The sequence below is a fragment of the Stenotrophomonas sp. AB1(2024) genome (assembly GCF_037482345.1).
Lineage (GTDB): Bacteria > Pseudomonadota > Gammaproteobacteria > Xanthomonadales > Xanthomonadaceae > Stenotrophomonas.
Genome location: NZ_JBBHKO020000001.1, coordinates 1,467,285 through 1,491,134 on the forward strand (window position 1 = coordinate 1,467,285; position 23,850 = coordinate 1,491,134).

Annotated in this window: 22 protein-coding genes and 2 riboswitches; of the genes, 9 read left to right on the plus strand and 13 right to left on the minus strand. The window is 67.0% G+C overall.

Translation table 11 applies throughout. From position 1 onward, the window contains the following. The first annotated feature begins 6 nt into the window (after positions 1-6). The 5 genes from WIX41_RS06950 (at position 7) to WIX41_RS06970 (ending at position 6,374) form a co-directional block, all read left to right on the plus strand. Positions 7-2,487, plus strand: a complete 2,481-nt coding sequence (locus tag WIX41_RS06950) for a DNA topoisomerase I (protein ID WP_339446370.1) — start codon at positions 7-9, stop codon at positions 2,485-2,487. Positions 2,488-2,612: 125 nt separating this feature from the next. Continuing rightward, positions 2,613-4,118, plus strand: a complete 1,506-nt coding sequence (locus WIX41_RS06955; protein WP_339446371.1) for a hypothetical protein — start codon at positions 2,613-2,615, stop codon at positions 4,116-4,118. Between the two features lie 97 nt (positions 4,119-4,215). Beyond that, positions 4,216-4,776, plus strand: coding sequence for a Sua5/YciO/YrdC/YwlC family protein (locus tag WIX41_RS06960; RefSeq protein WP_339446372.1), 561 nt, complete (start codon positions 4,216-4,218; stop codon positions 4,774-4,776). A gap of 50 nt (positions 4,777-4,826) precedes the next feature. Beyond that, the gene (locus WIX41_RS06965; RefSeq protein WP_339446373.1) at positions 4,827-5,621 is read left to right on the plus strand and encodes a hypothetical protein; all 795 of its coding nucleotides are present in this window, start codon (positions 4,827-4,829) and stop codon (positions 5,619-5,621) included. A gap of 33 nt (positions 5,622-5,654) precedes the next feature. Then, positions 5,655-6,374: a hypothetical protein gene (locus tag WIX41_RS06970; protein ID WP_339446374.1), complete on the plus strand. Its 720-nt coding sequence runs from the start codon at positions 5,655-5,657 to the stop codon at positions 6,372-6,374. Positions 6,375-6,398: 24 nt separating this feature from the next. On the opposite strand, the gene WIX41_RS06975 is transcribed toward WIX41_RS06970, so the two are convergent. Then, positions 6,399-7,175 carry an SDR family oxidoreductase gene (locus WIX41_RS06975; protein WP_068854179.1) on the minus strand — a complete coding sequence of 259 codons (777 nt, stop codon included), beginning with the start codon at positions 7,173-7,175 and terminating at the stop codon, positions 6,399-6,401. Between the two features lie 140 nt (positions 7,176-7,315). Between WIX41_RS06975 and WIX41_RS06980 the strand changes: the two genes are divergently transcribed. Then, positions 7,316-7,531 carry a hypothetical protein gene (locus WIX41_RS06980; protein ID WP_339446375.1) on the plus strand — a complete coding sequence of 72 codons (216 nt, stop codon included), beginning with the start codon at positions 7,316-7,318 and terminating at the stop codon, positions 7,529-7,531. Positions 7,532-7,637: 106 nt separating this feature from the next. Here the strand turns inward: WIX41_RS06980 and sppA are convergent, their stop codons facing one another. The 4 genes from sppA to WIX41_RS07000 form a co-directional block, all read right to left on the minus strand. Then, a complete protein-coding gene (sppA, locus tag WIX41_RS06985; protein WP_339446376.1) occupies positions 7,638-9,542 on the minus strand; it encodes a signal peptide peptidase SppA in 1,905 nt (634 codons plus the stop codon). Positions 9,543-9,627: 85 nt separating this feature from the next. Next, a complete protein-coding gene (locus WIX41_RS06990; RefSeq protein ID WP_339446377.1) occupies positions 9,628-10,998 on the minus strand; it encodes an MATE family efflux transporter in 1,371 nt (456 codons plus the stop codon). Positions 10,999-11,069: 71 nt separating this feature from the next. Further along, entirely contained in the window at positions 11,070-11,624 is a 555-nt protein-coding gene (locus WIX41_RS06995; RefSeq protein WP_339446378.1) for a DUF3106 domain-containing protein, read from the minus strand. Next, positions 11,617-12,618 carry a hypothetical protein gene (locus WIX41_RS07000; RefSeq protein WP_339446379.1) on the minus strand — a complete coding sequence of 334 codons (1,002 nt, stop codon included), beginning with the start codon at positions 12,616-12,618 and terminating at the stop codon, positions 11,617-11,619. The genes WIX41_RS06995 and WIX41_RS07000 overlap by 8 nt, the downstream gene beginning before the upstream one ends. 438 nt (positions 12,619-13,056) lie before the next feature. Between WIX41_RS07000 and WIX41_RS07005 the strand changes: the two genes are divergently transcribed. Next, positions 13,057-15,288, plus strand: coding sequence for a primosomal protein N' (locus tag WIX41_RS07005; protein WP_339446380.1), 2,232 nt, complete (start codon positions 13,057-13,059; stop codon positions 15,286-15,288). A 199-nt stretch (positions 15,289-15,487) separates the two neighbouring features. Here the strand turns inward: WIX41_RS07005 and WIX41_RS07010 are convergent, their stop codons facing one another. Beyond that, entirely contained in the window at positions 15,488-16,108 is a 621-nt protein-coding gene (locus WIX41_RS07010) for a glutathione S-transferase family protein (protein ID WP_339446381.1), read from the minus strand. Between the two features lie 58 nt (positions 16,109-16,166). Next, positions 16,167-16,913 (minus strand): NYN domain-containing protein, encoded by a 747-nt coding sequence (locus WIX41_RS07015; RefSeq protein ID WP_339446382.1) that lies wholly within the window; start codon positions 16,911-16,913, stop codon positions 16,167-16,169. Positions 16,914-17,081: 168 nt separating this feature from the next. Between WIX41_RS07015 and WIX41_RS07020 the strand changes: the two genes are divergently transcribed. Continuing rightward, a complete protein-coding gene (locus WIX41_RS07020; RefSeq protein ID WP_339446383.1) occupies positions 17,082-18,371 on the plus strand; it encodes an NAD(P)/FAD-dependent oxidoreductase in 1,290 nt (429 codons plus the stop codon). A 49-nt stretch (positions 18,372-18,420) separates the two neighbouring features. Here WIX41_RS07020 and WIX41_RS07025 read toward each other — a convergent pair whose 3' ends face one another. Continuing rightward, positions 18,421-18,738 (minus strand): hypothetical protein, encoded by a 318-nt coding sequence (locus tag WIX41_RS07025; RefSeq protein ID WP_339446384.1) that lies wholly within the window; start codon positions 18,736-18,738, stop codon positions 18,421-18,423. A 54-nt stretch (positions 18,739-18,792) separates the two neighbouring features. Further along, complete coding sequence (locus tag WIX41_RS07030) at positions 18,793-19,053, minus strand: GIY-YIG nuclease family protein (protein WP_339446385.1); 261 nt, start codon at positions 19,051-19,053, stop codon at positions 18,793-18,795. A gap of 44 nt (positions 19,054-19,097) precedes the next feature. Then, positions 19,098-19,180: riboswitch (glycine riboswitch) on the plus strand. 20 nt (positions 19,181-19,200) lie between these two features. After that, positions 19,201-19,291, plus strand: a riboswitch (glycine riboswitch). An 88-nt stretch (positions 19,292-19,379) separates the two neighbouring features. Between WIX41_RS07030 and WIX41_RS07035 the strand changes: the two genes are divergently transcribed. Further along, positions 19,380-19,997: a trimeric intracellular cation channel family protein gene (locus tag WIX41_RS07035; RefSeq protein ID WP_339446386.1), complete on the plus strand. Its 618-nt coding sequence runs from the start codon at positions 19,380-19,382 to the stop codon at positions 19,995-19,997. Positions 19,998-20,021: 24 nt separating this feature from the next. On the opposite strand, the gene WIX41_RS07040 is transcribed toward WIX41_RS07035, so the two are convergent. The 4 genes from WIX41_RS07040 to groL form a co-directional block, all read right to left on the minus strand. After that, positions 20,022-20,507 carry a GNAT family N-acetyltransferase gene (locus tag WIX41_RS07040; protein ID WP_339446387.1) on the minus strand — a complete coding sequence of 162 codons (486 nt, stop codon included), beginning with the start codon at positions 20,505-20,507 and terminating at the stop codon, positions 20,022-20,024. A gap of 4 nt (positions 20,508-20,511) precedes the next feature. After that, on the minus strand, positions 20,512-20,709 hold the full coding sequence (locus WIX41_RS07045; protein WP_339446388.1) for a DUF1778 domain-containing protein: 198 nt from the start codon (positions 20,707-20,709) through the stop codon (positions 20,512-20,514). 60 nt (positions 20,710-20,769) lie between these two features. Continuing rightward, the gene (locus WIX41_RS07050; RefSeq protein WP_339446389.1) at positions 20,770-21,843 is read right to left on the minus strand and encodes a 3-deoxy-7-phosphoheptulonate synthase; all 1,074 of its coding nucleotides are present in this window, start codon (positions 21,841-21,843) and stop codon (positions 20,770-20,772) included. 350 nt (positions 21,844-22,193) lie between these two features. Next, positions 22,194-23,843: a chaperonin GroEL gene (groL, locus tag WIX41_RS07055; RefSeq protein ID WP_339446390.1), complete on the minus strand. Its 1,650-nt coding sequence runs from the start codon at positions 23,841-23,843 to the stop codon at positions 22,194-22,196. Positions 23,844-23,850: the final 7 nt, after the last annotated feature.

A 23,850-nucleotide genomic window follows, 5' to 3' on the forward strand; every position in this document is an offset into this window, starting at 1 on the left:
AACGACATGCCCAAGCACCTGCTCATCGTCGAATCGCCCGCCAAGGCCAAGACGATCAACAAATACCTCGGCAAGGACTACACCGTCCTGGCCTCGTATGGGCATGTGCGCGATCTGGTCCCCAAGGAAGGTGCGGTCGACCCCGACAACAACTTCGCGATGCGCTACGACCTGATCGAGAAGAACGAAAAGCACGTCGATGCCATCGCCAAGGCCGCCAAGAGCGCCGACGACATCTTCCTGGCTACCGACCCGGATCGCGAGGGTGAAGCGATCAGCTGGCACATCGCCGAGATCCTGAAGGAGCGCGGGCTGGTCAAGGACAAGCCGATGCAGCGGGTGGTGTTCACCGAGATCACCCCGCGCGCGATCAAGGAGGCCATGAGCCAGCCGCGCGCCATCGCCAGCGACCTGGTCGATGCCCAGCAGGCACGCCGTGCGCTGGATTACCTGGTCGGCTTCAACCTGTCCCCGGTGCTGTGGCGCAAGGTCCAGCGCGGCCTGTCCGCCGGCCGCGTGCAGAGCCCGGCGCTGCGCATGATCGTCGAGCGCGAGGAGGAGATCGAAGCCTTCATCGCCCGCGAGTACTGGAGCATCGATGCCGCCTGCGCACATCCCTCGCAGCCGTTCAATGCCCGCCTGATCAAGCTGGACGGCCAGAAATTCGAGCAGTTCACGGTGACCGACGGCGACACCGCAGAAGCCGCCCGCCTGCGCATCCAGCAGGCCGCGCAGGGCAACCTGCACGTCACCGACGTGGCCAGCAAGGAGCGCAAGCGTCGCCCGGCAGCTCCGTTCACCACCTCCACGCTGCAGCAGGAAGCCTCGCGCAAGCTCGGTTTCACCACGCGCAAGACCATGCAGGTCGCGCAGAAGCTGTATGAAGGCGTGGCGATCGGCGATGAAGGCACGGTCGGCCTGATCTCATACATGCGTACCGACTCGGTGAACCTGTCCCAGGACGCGCTGGCCGAGATCCGCGACGTGATCGCCCGCGATTACGGCATTGCCGCCCTGCCCGACAAGCCCAACGCCTACCAGACCAAGTCCAAGAACGCCCAGGAAGCGCACGAAGCGGTGCGCCCCACGGCCGCCCTGCGCACCCCGGCGTCGGTCGCGCGCTACCTCACCGACGACGAGCGCAAGCTGTACGAGCTGATCTGGAAACGCGCGGTGGCCAGCCAGATGATTCCGGCCACGCTCAACACCGTCAGCGTCGACCTCTCGGCCGGCAGCGAACACGTGTTCCGCGCCAGCGGCACCACCGTGGTGGTGCCTGGCTTCCTGGCGGTGTACGAGGAAGGCAAGGACAACAAGAGCGCCGAGGACGACGACGAAGGCCGCAAGCTGCCGGCGATGAAGCCCGGCGACCGCGTGCCGCTGGAGCGCATCCTGGCCGAACAGCACTTCACCCAGCCGCCGCCGCGCTTCACCGAAGCGGCGCTGGTCAAGGCGCTGGAAGAGTATGGCATCGGCCGTCCGTCGACCTATTCGTCGATCATCCAGACCCTGCTGTTCCGCAAGTACGTGGAAATGGAAGGCCGCAGCTTCCGCCCGTCCGACGTGGGCCGTGCGGTCTCCAAGTTCCTCTCCAGCCACTTCACCCAGTACGTGGACTACGACTTCACCGCCAAGCTCGAAGACGAGCTCGATGCGGTGTCGCGCGGCGAAGAAGACTGGATTCCGTTGATGGCCCGCTTCTGGGAGCCGTTCAACCAGCTGGTGGAAGAGAAGAAGGAATCGGTCGACCGCGCCGAGGCCAGTGGCGCGCGCGAGCTCGGCACCGACCCCAAGACCGGCAAGCCGGTCAGCGTGCGGCTGGGCCGCTTCGGGCCCTATGCCGCCATCGGCAGCACCGCCGAGGACGCCGAGGACAAGCCGAAGTTCGCCTCGCTGCGCCCGGGCCAGTCGATGCACACCATCAATCTGGAAGACGCGCTGGAGCTGTTCCTGATGCCGCGCGCGCTGGGTGAGGACAAGGGCGAAGACGTCAGCGTGGGCATCGGCCGCTTCGGCCCGTTCGCCAAGCGCGGCAGCACCTATGCCTCGCTGAAGAAGGAAGACGATCCCTACACCATCGACCTGGCCCGCGCGGTGTTCCTGATCGAGGAAAAGGAAGAGATTGCCCGCAACCGCATCATCAAGGAATTCGACGGCAGCGAGATCCAGGTACTGAACGGCCGCTTCGGCCCGTACCTGAGCGACGGCAAGATGAACGGCAAGATCCCCAAGGATCGCGAGCCGGCCTCGCTGACCCTGGCCGAAGTGCAGCAGCTGATGGAAGAAACCGGCAAGCCGGTGCGCAAGGGCTTCGGCAAGAAGGCGGCCAAGAAGGTCGTGGCCAAAAAGGCGGCAAAAAAGGCAGCGGTGAAGAAGGAGCCGGCGGCCAAGAAGGCCGCAGTGAAAAAGGCAGCTGCAAAAAAAGCACCGGCGAAAAAGGCGGCGGCGAAGAAGGCCGCCGTCAAGAAGGCGGTTAAAAAAACCTGATTCATCGGTTTGACGCCGCCCGGCCATGCCCGGGGGCGTACGGCAGCGTGTTTGAGTGGCGATTTCTTTGTAGTGTGGTTGTTGCCAGTTCATAGACTTCGATCTTTTAGCTCGAGTCCGAACTGATGGCCATGCCCAAGAACCTTCTCACCCCGGCGCCCAACACGGCTGCGGCCAGGTTGCCCGATGCCACCCTACTAATGACCGTGCCGGTAATGACCGTGCCGGGGCCGTCGGCGGCGATACCCTTGGAGTCGGTTGCCAATCAGCCACCCTCCCGCCTTGCGCACGCTCCGCAGAAGGCCCCGAATGAATCGCCTGACTGCCCGTTTGTGAAGAATGGCGTTATCTCATTATCGCAATGGGACAGCCTTTCCAAGGCAGAACAGGCGCACCTCGGCACTGCGGCGGCCTGGGCAGACTGGAATCACTTCGGTCCTGCCCTGAAAACCGCGATTTCGCAGGGTTTCAGGACGCATGCACAGAAGGGAGCACTTGAAGTCCTCACCCGCGAGCCCCATGCACAACGGGTCGACTACCTGAAGACCTGCAGGCTCGGCGGTTGCGAGCTGGACAATCCTGCGGTTACTCGATTTCTTACGCAGTCCGCCACCGCCTGCGCGACCATTCCAGCATTGATCGAGGCGGGCGTTACGCTCACCGATGACGCGATCAGCGACTCCATCCGCGCGATAGCCGTCTTGTCCACACACGGCAAACCCTACGCGTACGAACACAAACAACACGCACTGACCGCGTTGACCGACCTTGCAGTGGCCCGCGCCCTTGCGATCCAGGATGTGAAGTGCCTGGAGATTGCGGGTGGCCATGCCAAGACGCATGGCGGACTGGCCTGGAACGACCTCAACAGTCGTTATGTTGAACCTGCAACGCCCTATCACGAATACGGCGTACTGACTTCTCTGGTGGGCGCCGGATGCCGCGTGACCACATTTCAAGCCGACATGCTCAATCGTGGGTTGAGTTACCAGAACGGGAATCCGATTCCATTCCTCGCGGAACTGGGCACCTACCGCAAATGCGATCCTGCGGCACTGGGTCATGGCGCTTCCAAGGCCGTTCCGATCGATTTCAGCAGGGAGGCGGAGGAGGCCATCAGACTGGCCGTGCTGCTGCAGCACGACGTCAATGCACGCAGTACGGAATACGATATCGCCGCCATCCACCTGGCCGCCTGCGCGCATTCGCCCGATGGCCAGGTGATCCGGCGACTGGCCACGGCCGGAGCTGACCTTGAGGCGCTCGCCAAGTTTGGCGACTACCTGGGTGAGATGCGGCCACTGGGTTGGGCGCTCTGCGGCGCGCTGGATCATGCGAACACGGGCACGCTGGATGCGCTGCTGGAGCGTGGGGCAAACCCCAATGCGCTGGACGGCGACAACAAGACGGTACTGGAGCGACTGGTCTCCCTGCCGTATATGTGGAAGGTGCCGGCGGCAGGACTCGCTGCCGCACGATCGCTTCTAGGCTACGGCGCGCACTTCTCCAGCCAGGTCAGCAAGGATGCAGCTACAACTGCCTTGCACGAGGCCAGGCAGCGCGCCCCAGGCGAGGCAACGATCTGGGACGAATGGGCACAGATGTTGCGGCAATTGCCTGTCGCACCGTAGCTTCCACCGGCTGCGGCTGCGGCACCCGGCGCAAGTTGACATCACGGACCGCAAGGCGGGGAGATAATGGCGTTCCCCGCCCTTCCACCTCCCTGTCATGAAAGAACTCACCCTGGACACCGCCGTGCCGGCACTACGCGCCGGCGGCGTCATCGCCTATCCCACCGAAGCGGTCTGGGGCCTGGGCTGCGATCCGGCCAACGAAGCTGCCGTGATGAAGCTGCTGCAGCTCAAGCAGCGCCCGGTCGAGAAAGGGATGATCCTGGTCGCTGCCGATCTGGCGCAGCTTGAGGGCTGGGTGCGGGTGGACGCGCTGCCGGCCGAGCGCCAGGCCGAGGTGCTGGCCAGCTGGCCCGGCGCGCACACCTGGATCCTGCCGGCCGGCCCACGCGCGCCGCGCTGGATCACCGGCGCGCACACCGGCATTGCGGTGCGGATCAGCGCCCACCCGCTGGTGGCGGCACTGGGCCGCGCCTGGGGCGGGCCGCTGGTGTCCACCAGCGCCAACCTGGCCGGCCAGCCACCGGCGCGCACCCGCGCCGCGCTGGATCCGAACCTGCTGCGCGACCTGGACGGCCTGATCGAGGGCGCCACCGGTGGCCTGGACCAACCCACCCCGATCCGCGATGCCCTCACCGGCCAGGTCCTGCGAATCTGAGTCATCTGCGGGTTTTTGCGCAGGCGCCGGCAAAGCCGCACACTGCGTCCATGCGCCGACACCCTGCCAAGTGGCTGTTCCTGTTGCTGCTGTGTGGCAGCGCCCCGCTCGCCGCCCAGGACACCGGCAGCGTGCGTGTCTATCGCTGCGTGGGCAGCAACAGCGCGGTTTCCCTGCAGGATGCCCCCTGCCGCGACGGTCGCCAGGAAGTGCGCGAGATGCAGCGCCCGCGTGATCCCGCACCGCGCGTGGTACGCAGCGACCGTGACCCCGCCACGCCGTCGCCTGCCGTACCCGAACGCGAGGTGCGGTACGTGCAGGTGCAGCCACCACAGCCGATGTACGAATGCATCCGCGACGACGGCAGCCGCTATACCAGCGAAACCAGCGAGGGCAACCCACGCTGGGTGCCGGTGTGGACCAGCGCCTGGTTCCCCGGCCGCCGGCCCGGTGGCGTCCATCCCGGCCCGGGCCCGGGACCGCGCCCACTGCCCCCCATCGCGCCGATGGGGAGCGGCTCGGTGACGTCCAGTGGCGGCGCGTTGACGGTGTCCGGCGGCGGCTCGCGGGTGGGCGGCAGCCTCACCGTCGGCAGCGGCAGCACCCAGTGGCAGAGCGAAGGTTCGGCGTATCCAGGCACTTATCAGGACGTGGTGGTTCCGGCCGGCAACGTGCTGGTGCGCGACCAGTGCCACCCGCTGCCGGCCAGCGAAGTGTGTTCGATCCTGCGCGACCGCCGCTGGGAACTGGTGCGGCGCTACAACAACGCGCTGCAGAGCGAGCGCGATGCGATCAGCCGCGAGCAGCGCGGGGTGGACGCGCGCCTTGACCGGGATTGCCGGTAGGGCGCGGCAACCGGCGCGTTGTATCCTGCGCCGATGAAACCGTATTGGCTCCTGTTGCTGTGCGTGGCGTCGTCGGCGATGGCCGATGAGCCGATCGTGTTCCGCTGCACCGACGCGGACGACAACGTGACCGTGCAGGGCAAGCCCTGCCCGGCCGGCAGCCACCAGGTGATCCAGCGCATGAATGCCGCGCCGTCACGCGCGGAGGTGTCCGTGTCCGTGTCCACGCCTGCACCGCCGACCGCGCCGGTGGTGCCCGCCCAGCCGGTGTCACCCGCTTCGATGCCGCCGCAGGTACCTGGCAAGGCACAGCCGATGGAGCGCATGATTGCCGAGGCGTACGAGGTGCCAAGGGGTACGGCGATCCTCGACAGCACCAACCTGCCCAAACCAGGCGACGAGGTACCCGGCGAGGGTCCGGCAAAACCGCCGCTGCCGCCGATCTACCAATGCCAGGGCCAGGACGGTGGTCGCTACCTGCATGAGCTTGAACCGGCGCCACCAACGTGCGTGCTGCTGTCGGTCACCGCGCTGGGCGGCCAGACACCGCTTAACGCCGCCAGCTGCGAAGTGATCCGCGATACGTGCGAGCCGCTGCCTGAAGACCAGCGTTGCAATGCCTGGCAGCAACGCTTCCGCAATGCGCGGGGGCGGGAACGTTTCGCTTCACCCGGCACCGCCGCTGCCGCCACCGCCGAGCGCCAGCGGCTGGAAAGCGTGCTGTCCGAAAGCAACTGCGCCGTACCCCGGTAGGTACCCACCGTTGGTGGGTACGCTTCAGAACCCGTAGCGCAGGAACCCCCCGTCCACGGCAATGCATTCGCCGGTGACGTAACTGGCGGCAGGCAGGCACAGGAAGCCCACCGCGGCGGCCACTTCTTCGGGCTCGCCGATGCGGCGCATCGGGGTGCGGTCGATCACCTGTTCGTAGTAGTCCGGGTCTGCCAGCGGACCCGACGTGCGGCGGGTACGGATGTACCAGGGCGCCACCGCGTTGACGCGGATGCCATCTTCGGCCCACTCCACCGCCAGGTTGCGGGTCATCTGGTGCATGGCCGCCTTGGTCATGCCGTATACCGCACCGCTGCGCACGTGGGTGAGCCCCGAAACACTGCCGACATTGACGATGGCCGATGCCGCATGGCGCGCCAGCAACGGGTGCGCGTAGCGCGAAAGTTCGAACGCCGAAAACAGGTTCGTTTCGAAGATGCCGCGCCATTCGTCTTCGGTGTACTCGGTGGCCGGTTTGGTGATGTTGCCGCCGGCATTGTTGATCAGCAGATGCAGGCCATCGCTGTGGTCTTCCACCCAGTCCAGGATCTCGCGGCGGTCCTCGTCATCGGAAACATCGGCGGACAGACCATGGATCTCGCGGTCGGGATAGGCATCGGCGAGTTCATCGCGGGCCATCTCCAACGCATCGGCATCGCGGCCGACGATCAGAAGATCGGCGCCGAATCCCAGCAGCTCGCGCGCGATCGCCAGGCCAATACCGGCACTGGCACCGGTGATCAATGCGGTCTGTCCATCCAGTCGCCAACGATGCGCACTCACCTGCTTCTCCTGCCCTGGGGCGCTGCCCCGCATGTTTTGCGGGCAGGATAGCCCGCATGCCGATGCGGCGCACCCCATCACACACAGGCTGGCAAAGCGGTGCGACACTGCGCTTCCCTGGGTTTGCGCGCGAGGTTGCCATGTTGATCCGTATCGCCCTGCCGCTGGCCGGCCTGCTCGTCCTGGGCGGCTGCAACCGCCCGGTGCCACCGGATCCGGAAAAGCGGCCGGAACCGCAGGCCACCGCGCTGCGCGACGCCATGCAACAGCCGCTGGACAAGGCCAAGGCCGCACGTGACACGCTGGAGAAGGCACCGGACACCAGCGCTGCGGACGAGGCCGAATCCAGCCGGTAGATCACTCCCGTTGGTCGTGATTCCAACAACAAAAAACCCGGCCAAGGCCGGTTTTTTTGCTGAAGCGCGTCACCACCCACGGGGGTGACCTACCACGCGGGCCGTATCAGAAGCCGCAGAAGCAGTAGGCCAGCGCCTTCACCGGGGCGCTGCCGCGCGGGTCGCGGGCGGCGTCTTCGACGAAGCGCAGCTGCGTGTCCACTTCCGGCATCGAACGGGCCAGCATCATCCGCGCCACGCCCGATTCGCCCAGCATCCAGGCACCGGCATGGCTGCCGGCGAAGCCGCTGAGGAACTGCGCGAACGGGGTGGCGGGCTTTTCGATGTAACGCACGCGCACCTTGTCCGGGCCGCCCAGCTTGGCGCGATTGGACGCATCGGCGATGGCGGCCTTCAGGCCACCGAAAGCGTCGACCAGACCGCGTTCCTTGGCCTGTGCACCGCTCCACACACGGCCGCGGGCGACTTCGTCCACCGCCTCCACCGGCTTGTTGCGTGCATCGGCCACCTTGCCGGTGAAATCGGCGTAGCCCTTGTTGATCACCGACTGGATCACCTGGCCCACGGCCGGGTCCATCGGACGGGTGATGTCGAACGCACCGGCAAAGCGGGTGGTACCCACGCCGTCGGTGTGCACGCCGATCTTGCCCAGCGCACGCGACAGGTTCGGAATCATGCCGAAGATGCCGATCGAACCGGTGATCGTGGACGGGTCGGCGTAGATGCGATCGGCGTTCATGCTGATCCAATAGCCGCCCGATGCCGCCAGGTCACCCATCGACACCACCACCGGTTTGCCGGCGGCCTTCAGTGCCACCACTTCGCGGCGGATCTGCTCGGAGGCGAACACTTCACCGCCGGGCGAATCCACGCGCAGCACCACGGCCTTCACGTTGTCGTCGTCGAGCGCTTCGCGCAGCAGGGCCGAGGTCGATTCACCGCCGACGCGGCCGGCCGGCAGGTCGCCACCGGCAATTTCGCCCGACGCAACCACCACCGCCACCTGCGGACGCGAATCCACCGGCGAACGACGGGCATCGAGCTGGGCCAGGTAAGCGTCCAGGTTGATGCTGCGGAAGCCACCGTCGGCATCTTCATCGGCCACGCCACGGTCGGCCAGCAGGTCCTCGACTTCCCCGCGGGTCTTCAGGCCATCCACCAGCTTCTGCTGCAGGGCGAACTTGGCCAGGTCGCCACCGGCGGCGGCGATGCCTTCGGGCATGGTGTCGATGCCGGCGGCCAGCTGCGCGGCGTCCAGCTTGCGTGCCGTGGCGATATCGCCCAGGTAGCGCTGCCACACATCGTTCATCCAGAACAGGTCCGCCTCCTTGGCCTGCGGCGAAGCAGCGTCGAGCACGTAAGGTTCGGCGGCGGACTTGTACTCGCCCACCTTGAACAGGTGCACGTCCACGCCCAGCTTGTCCTGCAGGCCGGTGCGGAAGTACTGGCGGTAACGGCCGAGGCCTTCCAGCACCACCCCGCCCATCGGGTCGAGGTAGATCTCCTTGGCCTGCGCGGCCAGCAGGTACTGCCACTGGCTCATGTTGTCGCTGTAGGCCACAAGGTCCTTGCCCGACGCGCGCAGCTCCTGCAGCGAGGCCGCCACTTCACGCATCGAAGCGAAGCCGCTCGGTTGCAGCTTGTCCAGCTGCAGCACCACCCGCTCGATCTTCTTGTCTTCGCGCGCCGCATCCAGGGCACGCACCAGATCGCGCAGCTGCACTTCCTCGGCGCTGTTGTCGCCAATGGCCTTGGCGAGCGCGCGGCTGACCGGATCGGCACTGAACTGTTCGACCAGACGGCCTTCCGGCGCGATCACCAGCGTGGTGCGGTCCTGCAGGGCCCGGCCGCTGCTGGCGCCCTTGCCCATGGCGAAAACGAACAGCACCAGGATCAGCAGCAACAGCCCGAAGAACAGCAGGTTGAGGATCAGCCGGCGGGTAAAGTTCATCACATCCCACAGCCCGATGAAGAAGCTGGCGACGGGATTGCGACGCGCGGGTTGGTTCATGGGGAAAACTCCAGTTGGCTTCTTGCCGTAGTGCCAGCATAGCCGCTGCCGGACAGCCCGGCATCGGACACAAGTAAGGGGGCCGTCAGGCCGGCAGGTTCATGCCAATTCCGACACGAAGGCTGCTCACGCGCAGCCGCCAGGCCATCAGGATCGCCGCGGCGGTCAGGCCCAGGATGAGGCCCAGCCACATGCCCTGCGGGCCCATGCCCAGGCCCAGGCCAAGCCCGGCGCCCAGCGGCATGCCCAAGCCCCAGTACGAAAACATGGCGATGAACATCGGCACACGGGTGTCCTTCAGGCCGCGCAGCGCACCGGCCGACAGCACCTGGATGCCGTCGGGGAACTGGAAGGCGGCCGCATACAGCAGCAGGGTCGAGGCCAGCGCGGCCACGCCCATGTCGGCGGTATAGACCCCCACGATGGCGTCGTGCCCGAACAGCAGCACCAGCGCCGACAGCGTCTGGGTGCCCAGGATGATCAACAGCCCGGCAATGGCCGCCCGACGCACCCCCAGGCCGTTGCCGCTGCCCACCGCATGGCCCACGCGCACGGTGGTGGCTTCGGCCACGCCCATCGGGATCATGAAGCACAGCTGGGCCACGTTGATGGCGATCTGGTGCGAGGCCGCCTCCGTCGCGCCCAAGCGGCCGATCAACAGGGCGGTAACGATGAACAGGCCGCCTTCCATCAACACCGTGATGCCGATCGGCAGGCCGGTGCGCAGCAGGTCCCAGATCGCCGCCCAGCGCGGCAGCTCCAGGTGCGAGAACAGTTCCAGGTGGGCGAACCGCCTGGTTTTCCAGAGGTAGCCGGCAAAGCACAGCGCCTGGATCCACATCATGGTGGCCGAGGCGATGCCCAGGCCTTCAGCGCCCATTTCCGGGAAACCCAGCTTGCCATAGCACAGCACATAGCCCAGCGGCGCCAGCACCAGCAGGCCGCCGAAACCAAGCAGCATGGTCGGCAGCGTCCAGTGCATGCCCTCGCTCAGGTAGCGCATGCAGAAGTACAGCGTCAGCGCGGGACCACCCCAGCGCACTGCGTGGAGGAACGCAGTCGCACCCGGCACGATGTCCGGGGCGATGCCGAACGCCGGCAGCAGCGGCGGCACCACCGTGAGGAAGGTGAACATGATCAGGCCCAGGCCGAGTGCCAGCCACAACGCCTGGCGGAACAACGGACCGATCTCGCGCTCGCGGCCGGCGCCGTGCAGCTGCGACACCGAGGCGGTAAGCGAGATCAACGTGCCGATCGGAATCAGCATCGGCAGCCACAGCAATGCCGTGCCGATGGTGACGGCCGCCAGGGTCTGGGTACCGTGGTGCCCGGCAATGACGTTGTCGACGAAGGAAATCAGGCCAGTGGAGATATGGCCAAGGACCAGCGGCAGTGCAAGCAGGCCGGTGGCGCGCACTTCCCGGGAGAGGCGCGGCGTGGAGGTTGCGATAGACATGGGATCACAGGCGACAACTACGGCAGCGCGCGGAGGGCACAGGCACCGGGTTGCGGCCGGTCATCTTACGCTCAACGCACCAGGTTTTCCTTCAACCAGGCATCGCGCGCGGCTGGGGCCAACCCAAGGAACTCGTCGCGCACGCGGTCGCGCTCCTGCGGCGGGGTGCGCTGGGCGATCAGCGTGAGCTGGGCCAGCTGGTCGTCGTTGAGCTGGCGCAGCGCGGCCAGGGCCGGCGTCCGCTGGTCGGCCGGCAGGTAGCCGAACAGGCCCTGCAGTTTGGGGAACTGCTGGCCCAGCTGCGGGCCCAGCAGCCACCCATCGCGGAAGCGCTGGTCCTGCTCGTCGAAGCGCGCGCGCAGTGCCTGCTGCTGGGCGGCCGGCAACGCCGCCACGCGGCGGGCGGCGTCGCGGATGCGGGCGCGTTCGGATTCGGGCAGGGCCTGCCACTGCGCGTAACGGCTGCGCAGTTCGCGCAGCTGCGCCGGGTCCAGCGCGGCCGGCGTGGCGGGAATGGCGGGCGTGGTGGTCGGTACCGGGGTGGCCGCCGGCAGGGACAGTGGCTGCGGCGCGGCGTGGGCGCCGGCCGCCAGGCCCAGGACGAGCAGCAGGATCGACTTATTCATCGGCGGCAGCCGTCTCCAGGCCGGCGGTGGCAGGTTCGGGGCGGCTGGGCTGCGGCTGCGATTCGTCCACCGGCACCGGCCCGCCCGCTGCGAACCAGGCGTACAGGTCGGCATCGCGGGCCAGCATCAGCTCGGGGTCGGCCAGCATCGCCGTGTCGCTTGACGCCTGGGCCGGGTCGGCCGGTGCCGTTACCGGCAGGTCGTCGGCCGGCAGTTGCTCGACCTGGACCGGGTCGGCCGTGGACACCGCACCGTCGGGCACGCTGGCCTCCGGGGCAAGCCCCTGGCGCTGGTGCTTCCACCATGCCGCGCCACCGAGCAACACGCCAACGGTGACCAGCACGATCAACAGACCGCGCCACAGCGACCGGCGGTTGTTGCCGCGGGCGGCCGCGCGCCGGGGCGCCGCTTCGGCCGGGGCCGGTGCCCGCCATGAGGCCGGGCCGGTGCCCGCCACCGGTGCCGGCGCGGGCTGGTGCAACTGCTGCAGCCGGCTGGCGGGCAGGTCGCGCAGGCGCTGTTGCACCTGTTCGGCTACGTCGCGCCAGCCTGCCGCATCGGGATGGCCCTGCGCGTCACGCGGGCAGGCCTTGGCCAGCGCCTGCTGGTAATCGGCCACCGGCATGTCGAGTATCTGTGCGGCAGCGGCTTCGTCCAGCCCGCCGCCGACCCGCAGCAGCAATGCCAGCCGTGCGGGGGGAGCCAGGCTGGGCAGGTGCGCCAGACCGGGGGGCCACTGGCCACCGGCGGCCGGCATGCGGATCGGGGTGCGGTGGGCCAGCAGAATCCAGAACCGGTCCGGCCACTGGGCCATGGGCACGTCGCTGGCGATGCCGGCGAAGGCGCGCATTACGGCCACCAGGGCCTGTTCTGCCACGGTCGGGTCGCCGCATTGAAGCTCGGCAACCACCAGGGCACGGCGTTCAACGCCACGCAGGAATGCGGACAGCGCACCCGCTGCAGTAGAGGAAACAGGGGCGTTCACAGCCGTCATAGCAACTCCATCAAGTGTCGAAATGATAGCGAGTGCGCCAGTGCAGGGGGATGCCGATGCAGGCCATCTGTGAAGACGCCAGCAGTACATCCCGCTTGACAGTGGCGCAGGTTGTGCACAGCACCAACAAATTCGGCAGGAAATGGGCAGGTGAAGCCGGCGACCCCCGTGTGTCAGCTGTGTTTCACAGCTATCCAATTGATTTACATGCGTTTTAAGATGTGGCTATTTTTTGACCAACCCGGGCTTCGGTGCGGTACTCCCTGACAAACAGCTCAGAGTTCGACACTGGCACACAGACTTATCCACAGAAGATGTGGATAAGACCGAATCTCCAACCACCACGGATATTTAGCTCATATTTAGGTTCCACGGAACCGGGCGGCGATGGATTCCATGCGCTGAACAGGGCCGGCCCGGGCCGCTTACACTGACGCGATGTCGCCCCCCGATCCGGCCCCCCTGCTGACCCTGGAATGTGCCCCGGCGCCCCTGACCGACGCCCTCTCCCTGCAGGTCGTCCTGCCGCTGCCGTTGCCGCAGTGGTTCGACTACGCGCCGCCGCCGGGCGAGCCCCCCCATCCCCGCATGGTCGGGCGCCGGCTGCGGGTACCGTTTGGCGCGCGGGAGCTGGTCGGTGTCGTGGCCGGAATCGGCACGGTGGCCGATGGCAACGCGTTGCGCGCGGCGCTGGAATGGCTGGACCCGGCGCCGCTGCTGGGCGGCGAGCTGTGGACCTCGCTGCAGTGGCTGGCGCGCTATGCCCATGCGCCGCTGGGCGAGGTGGTCAGTACCGCCCTGCCCGCGCCGCTGCGTCGCGGCGAGCCGGTACCCGACACCCATCGCTGGGGCTGGCAGCTCACTGCGGCCGGATACGAACAACGGGAGCGGCTGCGGACCGGTACCCGCCCGCAGCGCCTGGCCGGGCAGTTGGCCGGCGGCAGCGTGGACGAGGACCGGCTGGACGACGCGATGCAGGACTGGCGCAGCGCGGCGCGGTCGCTGGCCAAGCGCGGGCTGGTCGAGCGCATCGCGCTGGAACACAGCCCTGTGGTGCCCGCCATCCGTCCGGGCCCCGCCCCGAATGCGGAACAGTCCAACGCCATTGCCGCGATTACCGCCCACGAGCGGTTCGGCGCGTTCCTGCTCGATGGCGTGACCGGCAGCGGCAAGACCGAGGTGTACCTGCAGGCGATCGTGGCCTGCCTGGCCCGCGGCCGCCAGGCGCTGGTGCTGGTGCCGGAAATCGGCCTGACCCCGCAGACGCTGGCGCGCTTCCGCAACCGCCTGGGGATCGCGGTGCACGCGCTGCATTCGGGCCTGAACGACAACGAACGCGCGCGGGTGTGGGCGGCCGCAGCCCGGGGCGAAGCGCAGGTGATCGTCGGCACGCGCTCGGCGGTGTTCACCCCGCTGCCCAACGCCGGGCTGATCGTGATTGATGAAGAGCACGACGGCAGCTACAAACAGCAGGACGGCATCCGCTATCACGCGCGTGATTTCGCACTGGTACGGGCCAAGGCGCTGGACGTGCCGGTGGTCCTGGGCAGCGCCACGCCATCACTGGAATCGCTGCACAACGCACATGCCGGCCGTTACACCCACCTGCGCTTGAAGCAGCGTGCCGGCGAGGCGCGCCCACCACGGGTCCGCGTGCTCGACGTACGCAAGCGGCCGCTGAAGGACGGCTTGTCGGCCGAAGTCATGGAAGGCATCGGCCAGCACCTGGCCGCCGGCCACCAGGTGCTGGTGTTCAAGAACCGCCGCGGCTACGCACCGGTGCTGCTCTGCCACGACTGCGGCTGGACCGCGCCGTGCAAGCGCTGCGACGCGCCCATGACCGTGCACGCCGGCGGGCGCCGCCTGCAATGCCACCACTGTGGCGCGCGCCAGCCCGCGCCGTTGGCCTGTCCGGACTGCGCCAGCCTGGCGCTGCAGCCGCAGGGGATCGGCACCGAACGCCTGGAAGAACACCTGGTGGAAGCGTTCGCCGATTTCCCGGTGATCCGCATCGACCGTGGCACCACCCACCGCCGCGACGCCCTGGAAACCCAATTGGCCACGCTGGGCGACCGCGCCGGCATCCTGGTCGGCACGCAGATCCTGGCCAAGGGCCACGACCTGCCAAAGCTGACCCTGGTGGTGGTGGTGGGCATCGATGAGGGCCTGTTCTCCGCCGATTTCCGCGCCAGCGAAAAGCTGGCCCAGCAGTTGATCCAGGTGGCTGGCCGGGCCGGGCGCGCGACCGATGCCGGCGAGGTCTGGCTGCAGACCCATCATCCCGGCCATCCGTTGCTGGAAACACTGGTCAATGGCGGCTACCACGCCTTCGCCGACGCCGAGCTGCAGCAACGCGAAGCGGCCGGATTCCCGCCGTTCGCGCACCTGGCGCTGATGCGCGCCGAGGCGCAGCAGGTGGACCATGCCAATGCGATGCTGATGGCGGTGCGCGAGCTGATCGCGCACGAAAGCCCGGTGGAGCGCTTTGGCCCGATGCCGGCACCGATGCCGCGCCGCGCGGGTTACCAACGCACCCAGCTGCTGTTGTCCGCGCCGGCACGACGGCCGCTGCACGCACTGCTGGACCAGATCATGCCGCAGGTATACGGATTGCCGCAGGCGCGCAGGGTGCGCTGGTCATTGGACGTGGATCCGACGGATCTGTATTGAGAGATATGGAGGGCCGGCCAACGGCCGGCGCTACCGATGGCGATCGCGCAGGCCGGGTGCGCGTCGCCGATGACGATCGCGCAGGCCGGGTGTGCGTCGCCATGACGATCGCGCAGGCCGGGGGCGCGTCGCCGATCACGATCACGCACACCCGGTAGCGCCGGCCGTTGGCCGGCCCACCGGATCGCACATCAACCGGTCAGGTCAACGGGGTCATGACGGCTTCAACGTAGGCTGGGCGCTGCTGCAGGCGCTGGTACCACGCTTCCAGGTGCGGCAGCGACGGCCGCTGGATCGGCAACTCGAACCACGCATAGACCAGCGCGCCGAGCGGGATGTCGCCCATCGCGAACTGCCCGCCGGACAACCAGGGCTGGTGCGCCAAGGTACGGTCGGCCATGCCGAGCAACTCGCCGGCACGCGTGATCGCGGCATTGATGCGGGCCTCGTCGCGGTCGGCCGGGGCGGTGCGCATGATGCCCCAGATGAGGTCGGTGTACAGCGGCGCCATGCGCGAGGTGCTCCAGTCCATCCACTTCTCGGCCTGGGCACGCACCATCGCGTCTTCGGGATACAGCGTGCCCAGCGCGTAGCGCGCGCTCAGGTAACGCACGATGGTGTTGGATTCCCACAGCGGCAGGCCGTGGTCTTCGATCACCGGGACCAGGCCGTTGGGGTTCATGCCGACGTATTCCGGCGACTGGGTGCCACCGAAGGGGCCGCCCACTTCGATGGACTCGTATGGCAAGCCGATTTCCTCCGCGCACCACAGCACCTTGCGCACGTTGCTGGAATTTATCCGGCCCCAGATCTTCAGCATGTTGGTCTTCCCGGTGATTGATTTGCGCCGATACGATACGCCGATCGCTCCACCGGTGTTACCGCGCCTTCCTGGGAAGTGCGCGGACGTAGGTGGATTTGCCCTCTTTCTTCATGTCGAACAGGCCAGTGGCGGCGAGCAGTTCGCTGAGCTTGTTGTAGCCATAGTTGCGCGAGTCGAACGAGGCCTGGTTGCCGATCTGGCTGCCGACCGGACCCAGGTGCGACCAGCCGTCTTCGGCTTCGGCCGAGGTCACCGCGCGGCGCAGCATCTGCACCAGGCGGGTATCGCTGCGCAGTTCGGGGCCGGTCTTGCGTGGGCGGGTTTCCTCTGCATTCTGTTCCACTTCCGCATCCACCGCGTGGCTCTGCCCCAGCGCTTCAAGATAGGTGAACTTGGAGCAGGCGTTGACGAACGGCTCCGGCGTTTTCTTCTCACCAAACCCATACACCTTCACCCCGTCGGTCAGCAGGCGCATCACCAGCGGGGTGAAGTCGGCATCGCTGGACACGATCGCAAACCCATCCAGGTTGCGCGCGTACAGCATGTCCATCGCATCGATCACCATCGCCATGTCCGAGGCGTTCTTGCCGCGGCTGTAGGCGAACTGCTGGATGGGCCGGATCGCGTACTCATGCAGCACGCCCTCCCAGCCCTTCAACCGTGGACTCTTCCAGTTGCCATAGGCGCGGCGCACGTTGGCCACGCCGTAGCGCGCCACCTCGGCCAGCACCACGTCGATTTTCGAAGACGGTGCGTTGTCGGCATCGATCAGCAGGGCGATGCGCTTTTCCGGTTCGGTCATCTCAACCTCCAGGCAAGGAACGGATCGGCCGCCGGCAGGCGCGACGGCTGCTGAACCCAGTATCTGTCATCCACGTGAATATCGCGCGTCACATGCGACCATGTGTCGCTTCGCTTCGACCATGTTCCCATGGGGTCGGAAGGCCGGCCCCCGCCAAGGAGTCATTGCATGACCCGCGATTCCCTGCCCCACCTGGTCATCATCGGTGGCGGCTTCGCCGGCCTCTGGGCCACCCGCGCGCTGGCCAGCGCGCGCCTCCGCATCACCCTGGTGGACCGTCGCAACCACCATCTGTTCCAGCCCCTGCTGTACCAGGTCGCCACTGCCGGCCTGTCCGCGCCCGACATCGCCGCGCCGCTGCGCCACATCCTCGGCGACCAGCACAACGTGGAAGTGCGGCTGGGTGAGGTGACCTCCATCGACAAGGACAGCCGCCAGATCACCCTGGCCGATGGCAGCCAGCTGGGCTACGACACCCTCATGCTGTGCACCGGCGCCACCCACGCCTACTTTGGGCATGACCAGTGGGCCGCCGATGCCCCGGGCCTGAAGACCCTGGACGATGCCATCGCGCTGCGCCGCAAGCTGCTGCTGGCGTTCGAACGCGCCGAGGCCGAGCCCGATCCGGCGCGCAAGGCGGCGTGGCTCAGCTTCGCGGTGGTCGGCGGCGGCCCCACCGGGGTGGAACTGGCCGGCACGTTGGCCGAGATTGCGCGGCATACCCTGCGCAACGAGTTCCGCCACATCGATCCTGCCAGCGCCAAGGTGCGGCTGGTCGAAGCCGGCCCGCGCGTGCTGTCCAGTTTCCCCGAGGTGCTGTCGCTGAAGGCGCGGCGCCAGTTGGAGAAGCTGGGCGTGGAAGTGCTGACTGGCACAGCGGTGAGCAACATCAACGGCGAGGGCTTCCAGCTGGGCGGGCAGTTCGTTCCCGCGCGCACGGTGGTGTGGGCCGCCGGCGTGGCCGCCTCGCCGCTGGCGCGTACGCTGGAGGTGCCACTGGACCGCGCCGGGCGCGTGCCGGTGCAGCCCGATCTCACCCTGGCCGGGCACCCGGAGATCTTCGTCGCTGGCGACCTGGCCGCGCTGCAGCGGGCCGATGGCCGCCCGGTACCGGGCGTTGCGCCCGCCGCCAAGCAGATGGGCAAGCATGTGGCCACGATCATCCGCGCGCGGCTGGACGGCAAGCCGGCACCGGGGCCGTTCAAGTACCAGGACTTCGGCAACCTGGCCACGATCGGGCGCATGGCGGCCATCGTCCACCTGGGCCGGTTGCAGCTGTCGGGCGTGCTGGCCTGGTGGTTCTGGCTGGCCGCGCACGTGTTCTTCCTGATCGGGTTCCGCAACCGCATCGTGGTACTGCTCAACTGGGCCGTGGCGTACTGGAGCGGCCAGCGCAGCGCGCGGATCATCTTTGGTGATGACCAGGACGACCGGCGACCCGGGGCTCCAGGGCACTGACGGGGGCAGCGACGCAGGGCGTCGTTCCACCGGTCATCCGGTCATCCGGTCACGGGTCGTTGCCGGGAGCCAGACGCACATCCCAGGTGCACAGGTAGTCCGGGTCGGTGATGGTCAGCGCCATTGAGCGCAGCGTGTAGTCGCCCGGCGCCGCTGGCGTGTAGTGGTCCAGCGTGGGCGGCAGGAACACTTCCTGGCCGTCCAGCGCGCTGGCCAGCACCACGCCCTCCTCGTCATTGATACGCAGTACCTCGCCTGCCAGCTGCCGGTGTTCCAGCGCGTTGCCGTCGGCGTCCAGGTAGGTGATGCCGGCAAGAACGGTCTTGCCGATCATGCTGTGCGCCTTGCGTGGGTCGATATCGGTCATTGCAGGGGCCGGGCGGTGGAAATCACACCATACAGTGCCGGGCAGGGTCCGGCGCTACGGTTGCTGCAGCCATGCCAGCTTGCGTGCACGTGGCTGACGCTTGAGCTCGCATTCGGCCTTCGATGCCGCCGACCGGTCGGGGTAGGCGCGCATGGCCAGCACCCTCACCGGCGGGTTGGCGCGGGTGTAGCGCGCCCCTTTGCCGCACAGGTGGGCCTGGAAGCGGGCGTCCACGTCGTTGCTGATGCCGGCGTAATACGTGCCGTTGCGGCATTCCAGCAGGTATACAAACCAGGGGGCAGGTTCAGCGGGCATACCAGGATTATCCACCGGCGCGGGGGCGCTGGCTGTTAGAATCCACTCCGGATGCAGGAGAGAGGCGCCGCGCTGGCGCCCGCCGAAGGCGCAGGCTCCCATAATCGCTCAGGCCGGTGGCTCGATAGGCCACCAACCATGCATCCAACACGCCGATCTGGAGAGAGGTCTTCAATGACCCGCCGAAGGGGCACGTGGCCTGGCCACTGAACTCTCAGGCAAAAGGACAGCGGGAGCGGCAACGGAACCCCACCCCACGACAGTGCTGCGGCGCTGGCGTGGTGCGTGCGCGCTTCCGCCCTGCCCGCCCCACCCGGAGCCGTCGCATGTTGCTGTCCCTGATCTACCTCATCGCCATTTCCGCCGAAGCCATGACCGGCGCGCTGTCTGCCGGGCGGCGGCGGATGGACCTGTTCGGCGTGGTCATCATCGCCTGCGTCACCGCCCTCGGCGGTGGCTCGCTGCGCGACATCGTGCTGGGCCACTACCCGCTGGGCTGGGTGAAGCATCCGGAATACCTGGGCTTCACCATCTGCGCGGCGCTGATCGCCACCTGGGTGGCGCGCTGGATGCACCACTTCCGCCGTACCTTCCTGGTGCTCGATGGCCTGGGGCTGATCTGCTTCACGCTGATCGGCTGTGCGGTGGCGCGCGACGGCGGCCACGCGGTGCCGATCGTGCTGATCGCCGGCATGCTCACCGGCGCCTTCGGCGGCGTGCTGCGCGATGTGCTGTGCAATGAAGTGCCACTGATCTTCCAGAAGGAACTGTACGCGGTGATCACCCTGCTCACCGGCGCCGCGTGGCTGGGCCTGCTCGAACTGGGCATATCGCTCAATGCCGCCACCCTGTGGTGCCTGGGCGGCGGCTTCGCGTTCCGCCTGCTGGCCATCCACTTCAAGTGGGAGATGCCGAAGTTCGTGTACCGCGACGAGGTGCATTAGCGCGTACCGACCAACGGTCGGTACCTACCTTCGGTGAGTGAGGGGCAGCATCAGCGTGAGAGGCTGAATCGGTGAAGCGATGAAACCGTGCTTGAGATAGAACGCCTTGGCGGGCTCATCGAGGGCATGGCAGAGCAACGCACGGGCTCCGACCTGGCCGCACGCCTGCAGCGCACGTAGCACGGCATCCTTCAACAAGCCCTGGCCAATGCCTTGCCCAGCCCTGTCCGCATGTACCGCCAGCCGCCCCAACACGATGACCGGGATGGGATCGGGCATGTTGCGGCGGATTCGTCCGGGAACGGCTTCATGCACCATCGAACCGACTGAGAGCGCGCAGTAGCCGACAACGCGATGCTGCTCATCGCAGGCGACGAAGCATCGTGATGCGCCGGATGCCTGGTTCTGGCGTGCGCGTTCAAGCAGCCATTTCGCCAGGGCTGGGGTGCTGCAGCGGAAGTCATCCAGCAGATGGCCGGCATGCAGCGGCGTTGGAGCGGAGAGCCACAAGGGCTCACCGTTCCCAAGGCGCTGGCGTGCTCAGCAACCGGCGCAGCGCCGGGTTGTCTTCCAGCGGCGCGTCCAGCAGCGCGTCCAGCAGCGCGTTGAAGCGCTGCAGCTGTTCAGCGTTCAACGTGAACTGCATCTGGTCGGCCAGCACCTCGCGTGCCCTGTCGCATGCGGCGTCCAGGATGAACTCGGTGCGATTCACACCACCTCCCGGTAGAGCTGATCTTTCGTGGAGCCGGCCGGCGGCCGGCTCCCTACGGGGTCAAGCCGCCTCGGACAGACGCCGCGCGCGCCGCGCACGCACGGCTTCGGCCAGCGATTCGAGCACAGCCAGCGAACTGTCCCAGCCGATGCACCCGTCGGTGATGCTCTGGCCGTAGATCAGCGGCTGGCCCTCCACCAGATCCTGGCGACCAGCCACCAGGTGGCTCTCCACCATCACCCCGACGATGCGCTCTTCGCCTGCGGCCAGCTGCGCATTGATGTCGGCAATCACCTTCGGCTGGTTCTCTGGATTCTTGCTGCTGTTGGCATGGCTGGCATCGATCATCAGCCGTGCCGGCAGCTGCGCCTTGACCAGGGTCTGGCTGGCCGCGTCCACGCTGGCCGCATCGAAGTTGGGCACCTTGCCGCCACGCAGGATCACGTGGCAATCCGGGTTGCCGGCCGTGGCAACAATGGCCGTGTCGCCCTGCTTGGTCACCGACAGGAAATGATGTGGGTTGGACGCCGCGCCCACCGCATCGGCGGCGATCTTGATGTTGCCGTCGGTACCGTTCTTGAAGCCGACCGGGCACGACAGCCCCGACGCCAGCTCGCGATGCACCTGGCTTTCAGTGGTACGCGCACCGATCGCGCCCCAGGCCACCAGGTCGGCGATGTACTGCGGCGAGATCACATCGAGGAATTCAACGCCGGCAGGCAGGCCCAGCTTGTTGATGTCGCGCAGCAGGCCGCGGGCAACGCGCAGGCCCTTGTTGATCTGGAAGCTGCCATCCAGGTCCGGGTCGTTGATCAGGCCTTTCCAGCCCACGGTGGTACGCGGCTTTTCGAAGTACACGCGCATGACGATTTCCAGCTCACCAGCGTAGGCATCGCGCAGCGGCTTGAGGCGCTGGGCGTATTCGATCGCGGCCACCGGATCGTGGATCGAGCACGGGCCGATCACCACCGCCAGGCGGTCGTCGCGGCCGTGCAGGATCTCGTGCAGTGCTGCACGCGAGGAACTGACCGTGGATGAGGCTTCGTCGTCGCAGGGCAGCATCGACAGCAGCTGTGCCGGCGGGGTCAACGGTTCGATCTTGCGGATGCGCAGGTCGTCGGTATGGGGGGGCATGGGGGTGTCTCCTGGAAGGTAGGGGTCCCCAGCGCGGCGGCAACAAAAAAGCCGCCAGGTGCGCTGGCGGCTTTCGGGAATGCGTCTGAAGCTTTCTTCAGGGTGAGCGCATGCCTTCCTCCGCCGGTGGCTTCGGAAAGTAATACCAAAAGTAGGAATTGGCGTGGCGTGCGTTCATTGGGGAGTATTGATATCACAGGGGTTTGGGGCTGCCAACTGTTTCATTCGCAACTGCGGATGCAGGTTCAGCTCCTGCCATGCAATACAAAAAAAAGAACCCCGCCTTTCGGCGGGGTTCCTGTGGTGCACCTACCGGACCGATGTCTGCCGGCCGGTGGCCGGCGCCGACATCAGAAATCCATGCCGCCCATGCCACCCATGCCGCCCATACCGCCGCCTGCTGCGCCGGCGCCGTCGTCCTTCTTCGGCGCTTCGGCAACCATGGCTTCGGTGGTGATCATCAGGCCGGCGATCGAGGCGGCGTTCTGCAGGGCAGAACGGGTCACCTTGGTCGGGTCCAGGATGCCAAAGGCCAGCATGTCGCCGAATTCGCCGTTGGCAGCGTTGTAGCCGTAGCTGCCGGTGCCTTCCTTGACCTTGTTGACGATCACGGACGGCTCTTCGCCGGCGTTGGCGACGATTTCACGCAGCGGGGCTTCCATCGCGCGCAGGGCGATCTGGATGCCGTGGTTCTGGTCTTCGTTGGCACCCTTCAGGCCAGCCAGCGCGGTGACCGCACGCACCAGGGCAACACCGCCGCCCGGCACCACGCCTTCTTCGACCGCTGCACGGGTAGCGTGCAGGGCGTCGTCGACGCGGTCCTTCTTTTCCTTCATTTCGATTTCGGTCGACGCACCCACCTTGATCACCGCAACACCGCCGGCCAGCTTGGCCACGCGTTCCTGCAGCTTCTCACGATCGTAATCCGACGAGGTGTCTTCGATCTGGGTCTTGATGCGGGCCACGCGCGATTCCACGGCAGCCTTGTCGCCCTGGCCGTCGATGATCGTGGTGTTTTCCTTGGAAACCTGCACCTTCTTGGCGCGGCCCAGGTCGGCGATGGTCGCCTTCTCCAGCGACAGGCCGATCTCTTCGGAGATCACGGTGCCGCCGGTCAGCACGGCCATGTCTTCCAGCATCGCCTTGCGGCGGTCGCCGAAGCCCGGTGCCTTGACGGCCACGACCTTGACGATGCCACGGATGGTGTTGACCACCAGGGTCGCCAGCGCTTCGCCTTCGACTTCTTCAGCAACGATCAGCAGCGGCTTGCCGGCCTTGGCGACGCCTTCCAGCACCGGCAGCAGGTCGCGCACGTTGGAGATCTTCTTGTCGTGCAGCAGGATGAACGGGTCGTCCAGGTCGGCGGTCTGCGCCTGCTGGTTGTTGATGAAGTACGGGGACAGGTAGCCGCGGTCGAACTGCATGCCCTTGACCACGTCCAGCTCGTTTTCGAGACCCGAGCCTTCTTCAACGGTGATCACGCCTTCCTTGCCGACTTCACGCATCGCTTCGGCGATGATGTTGCCGATCGACTCGTCCGAGTTGGCCGAGATCGTGCCGACCTGGGCAATCGCCTTGTCGTCAGCGGTGGGCTTGGAGATGTTCTTCAGCTCGGCGACGGCGGCCACCACGGCCTTGTCGATGCCGCGCTTGAGGTCCATCGGGTTCATGCCGGCGGCCACGGCCTTGGCGCCTTCGCGGATCAGGGCCTGGGCGAGCACGGTGGCGGTGGTGGTGCCATCGCCGGCGTCGTCGTTGGTACGCGAGGCGACTTCCTTCACCATCTGCGCGCCCATGTTCTCGAACTTGTCAGCCAGTTCGATTTCCTTGGCAACGGACACGCCGTCCTTGGTGATGGTCGGGGCGCCGAAGCTCTTTTCGAGCACGACGTTGCGGCCCTTCGGGCCCAGGGTGGCCTTGACGGCATTGGCAAGAACGTTGACGCCGCGCACCATGCGCGAACGGGCGTCTTCACCGAAACGAATTTCCTTGGCAGCCATTGCGATT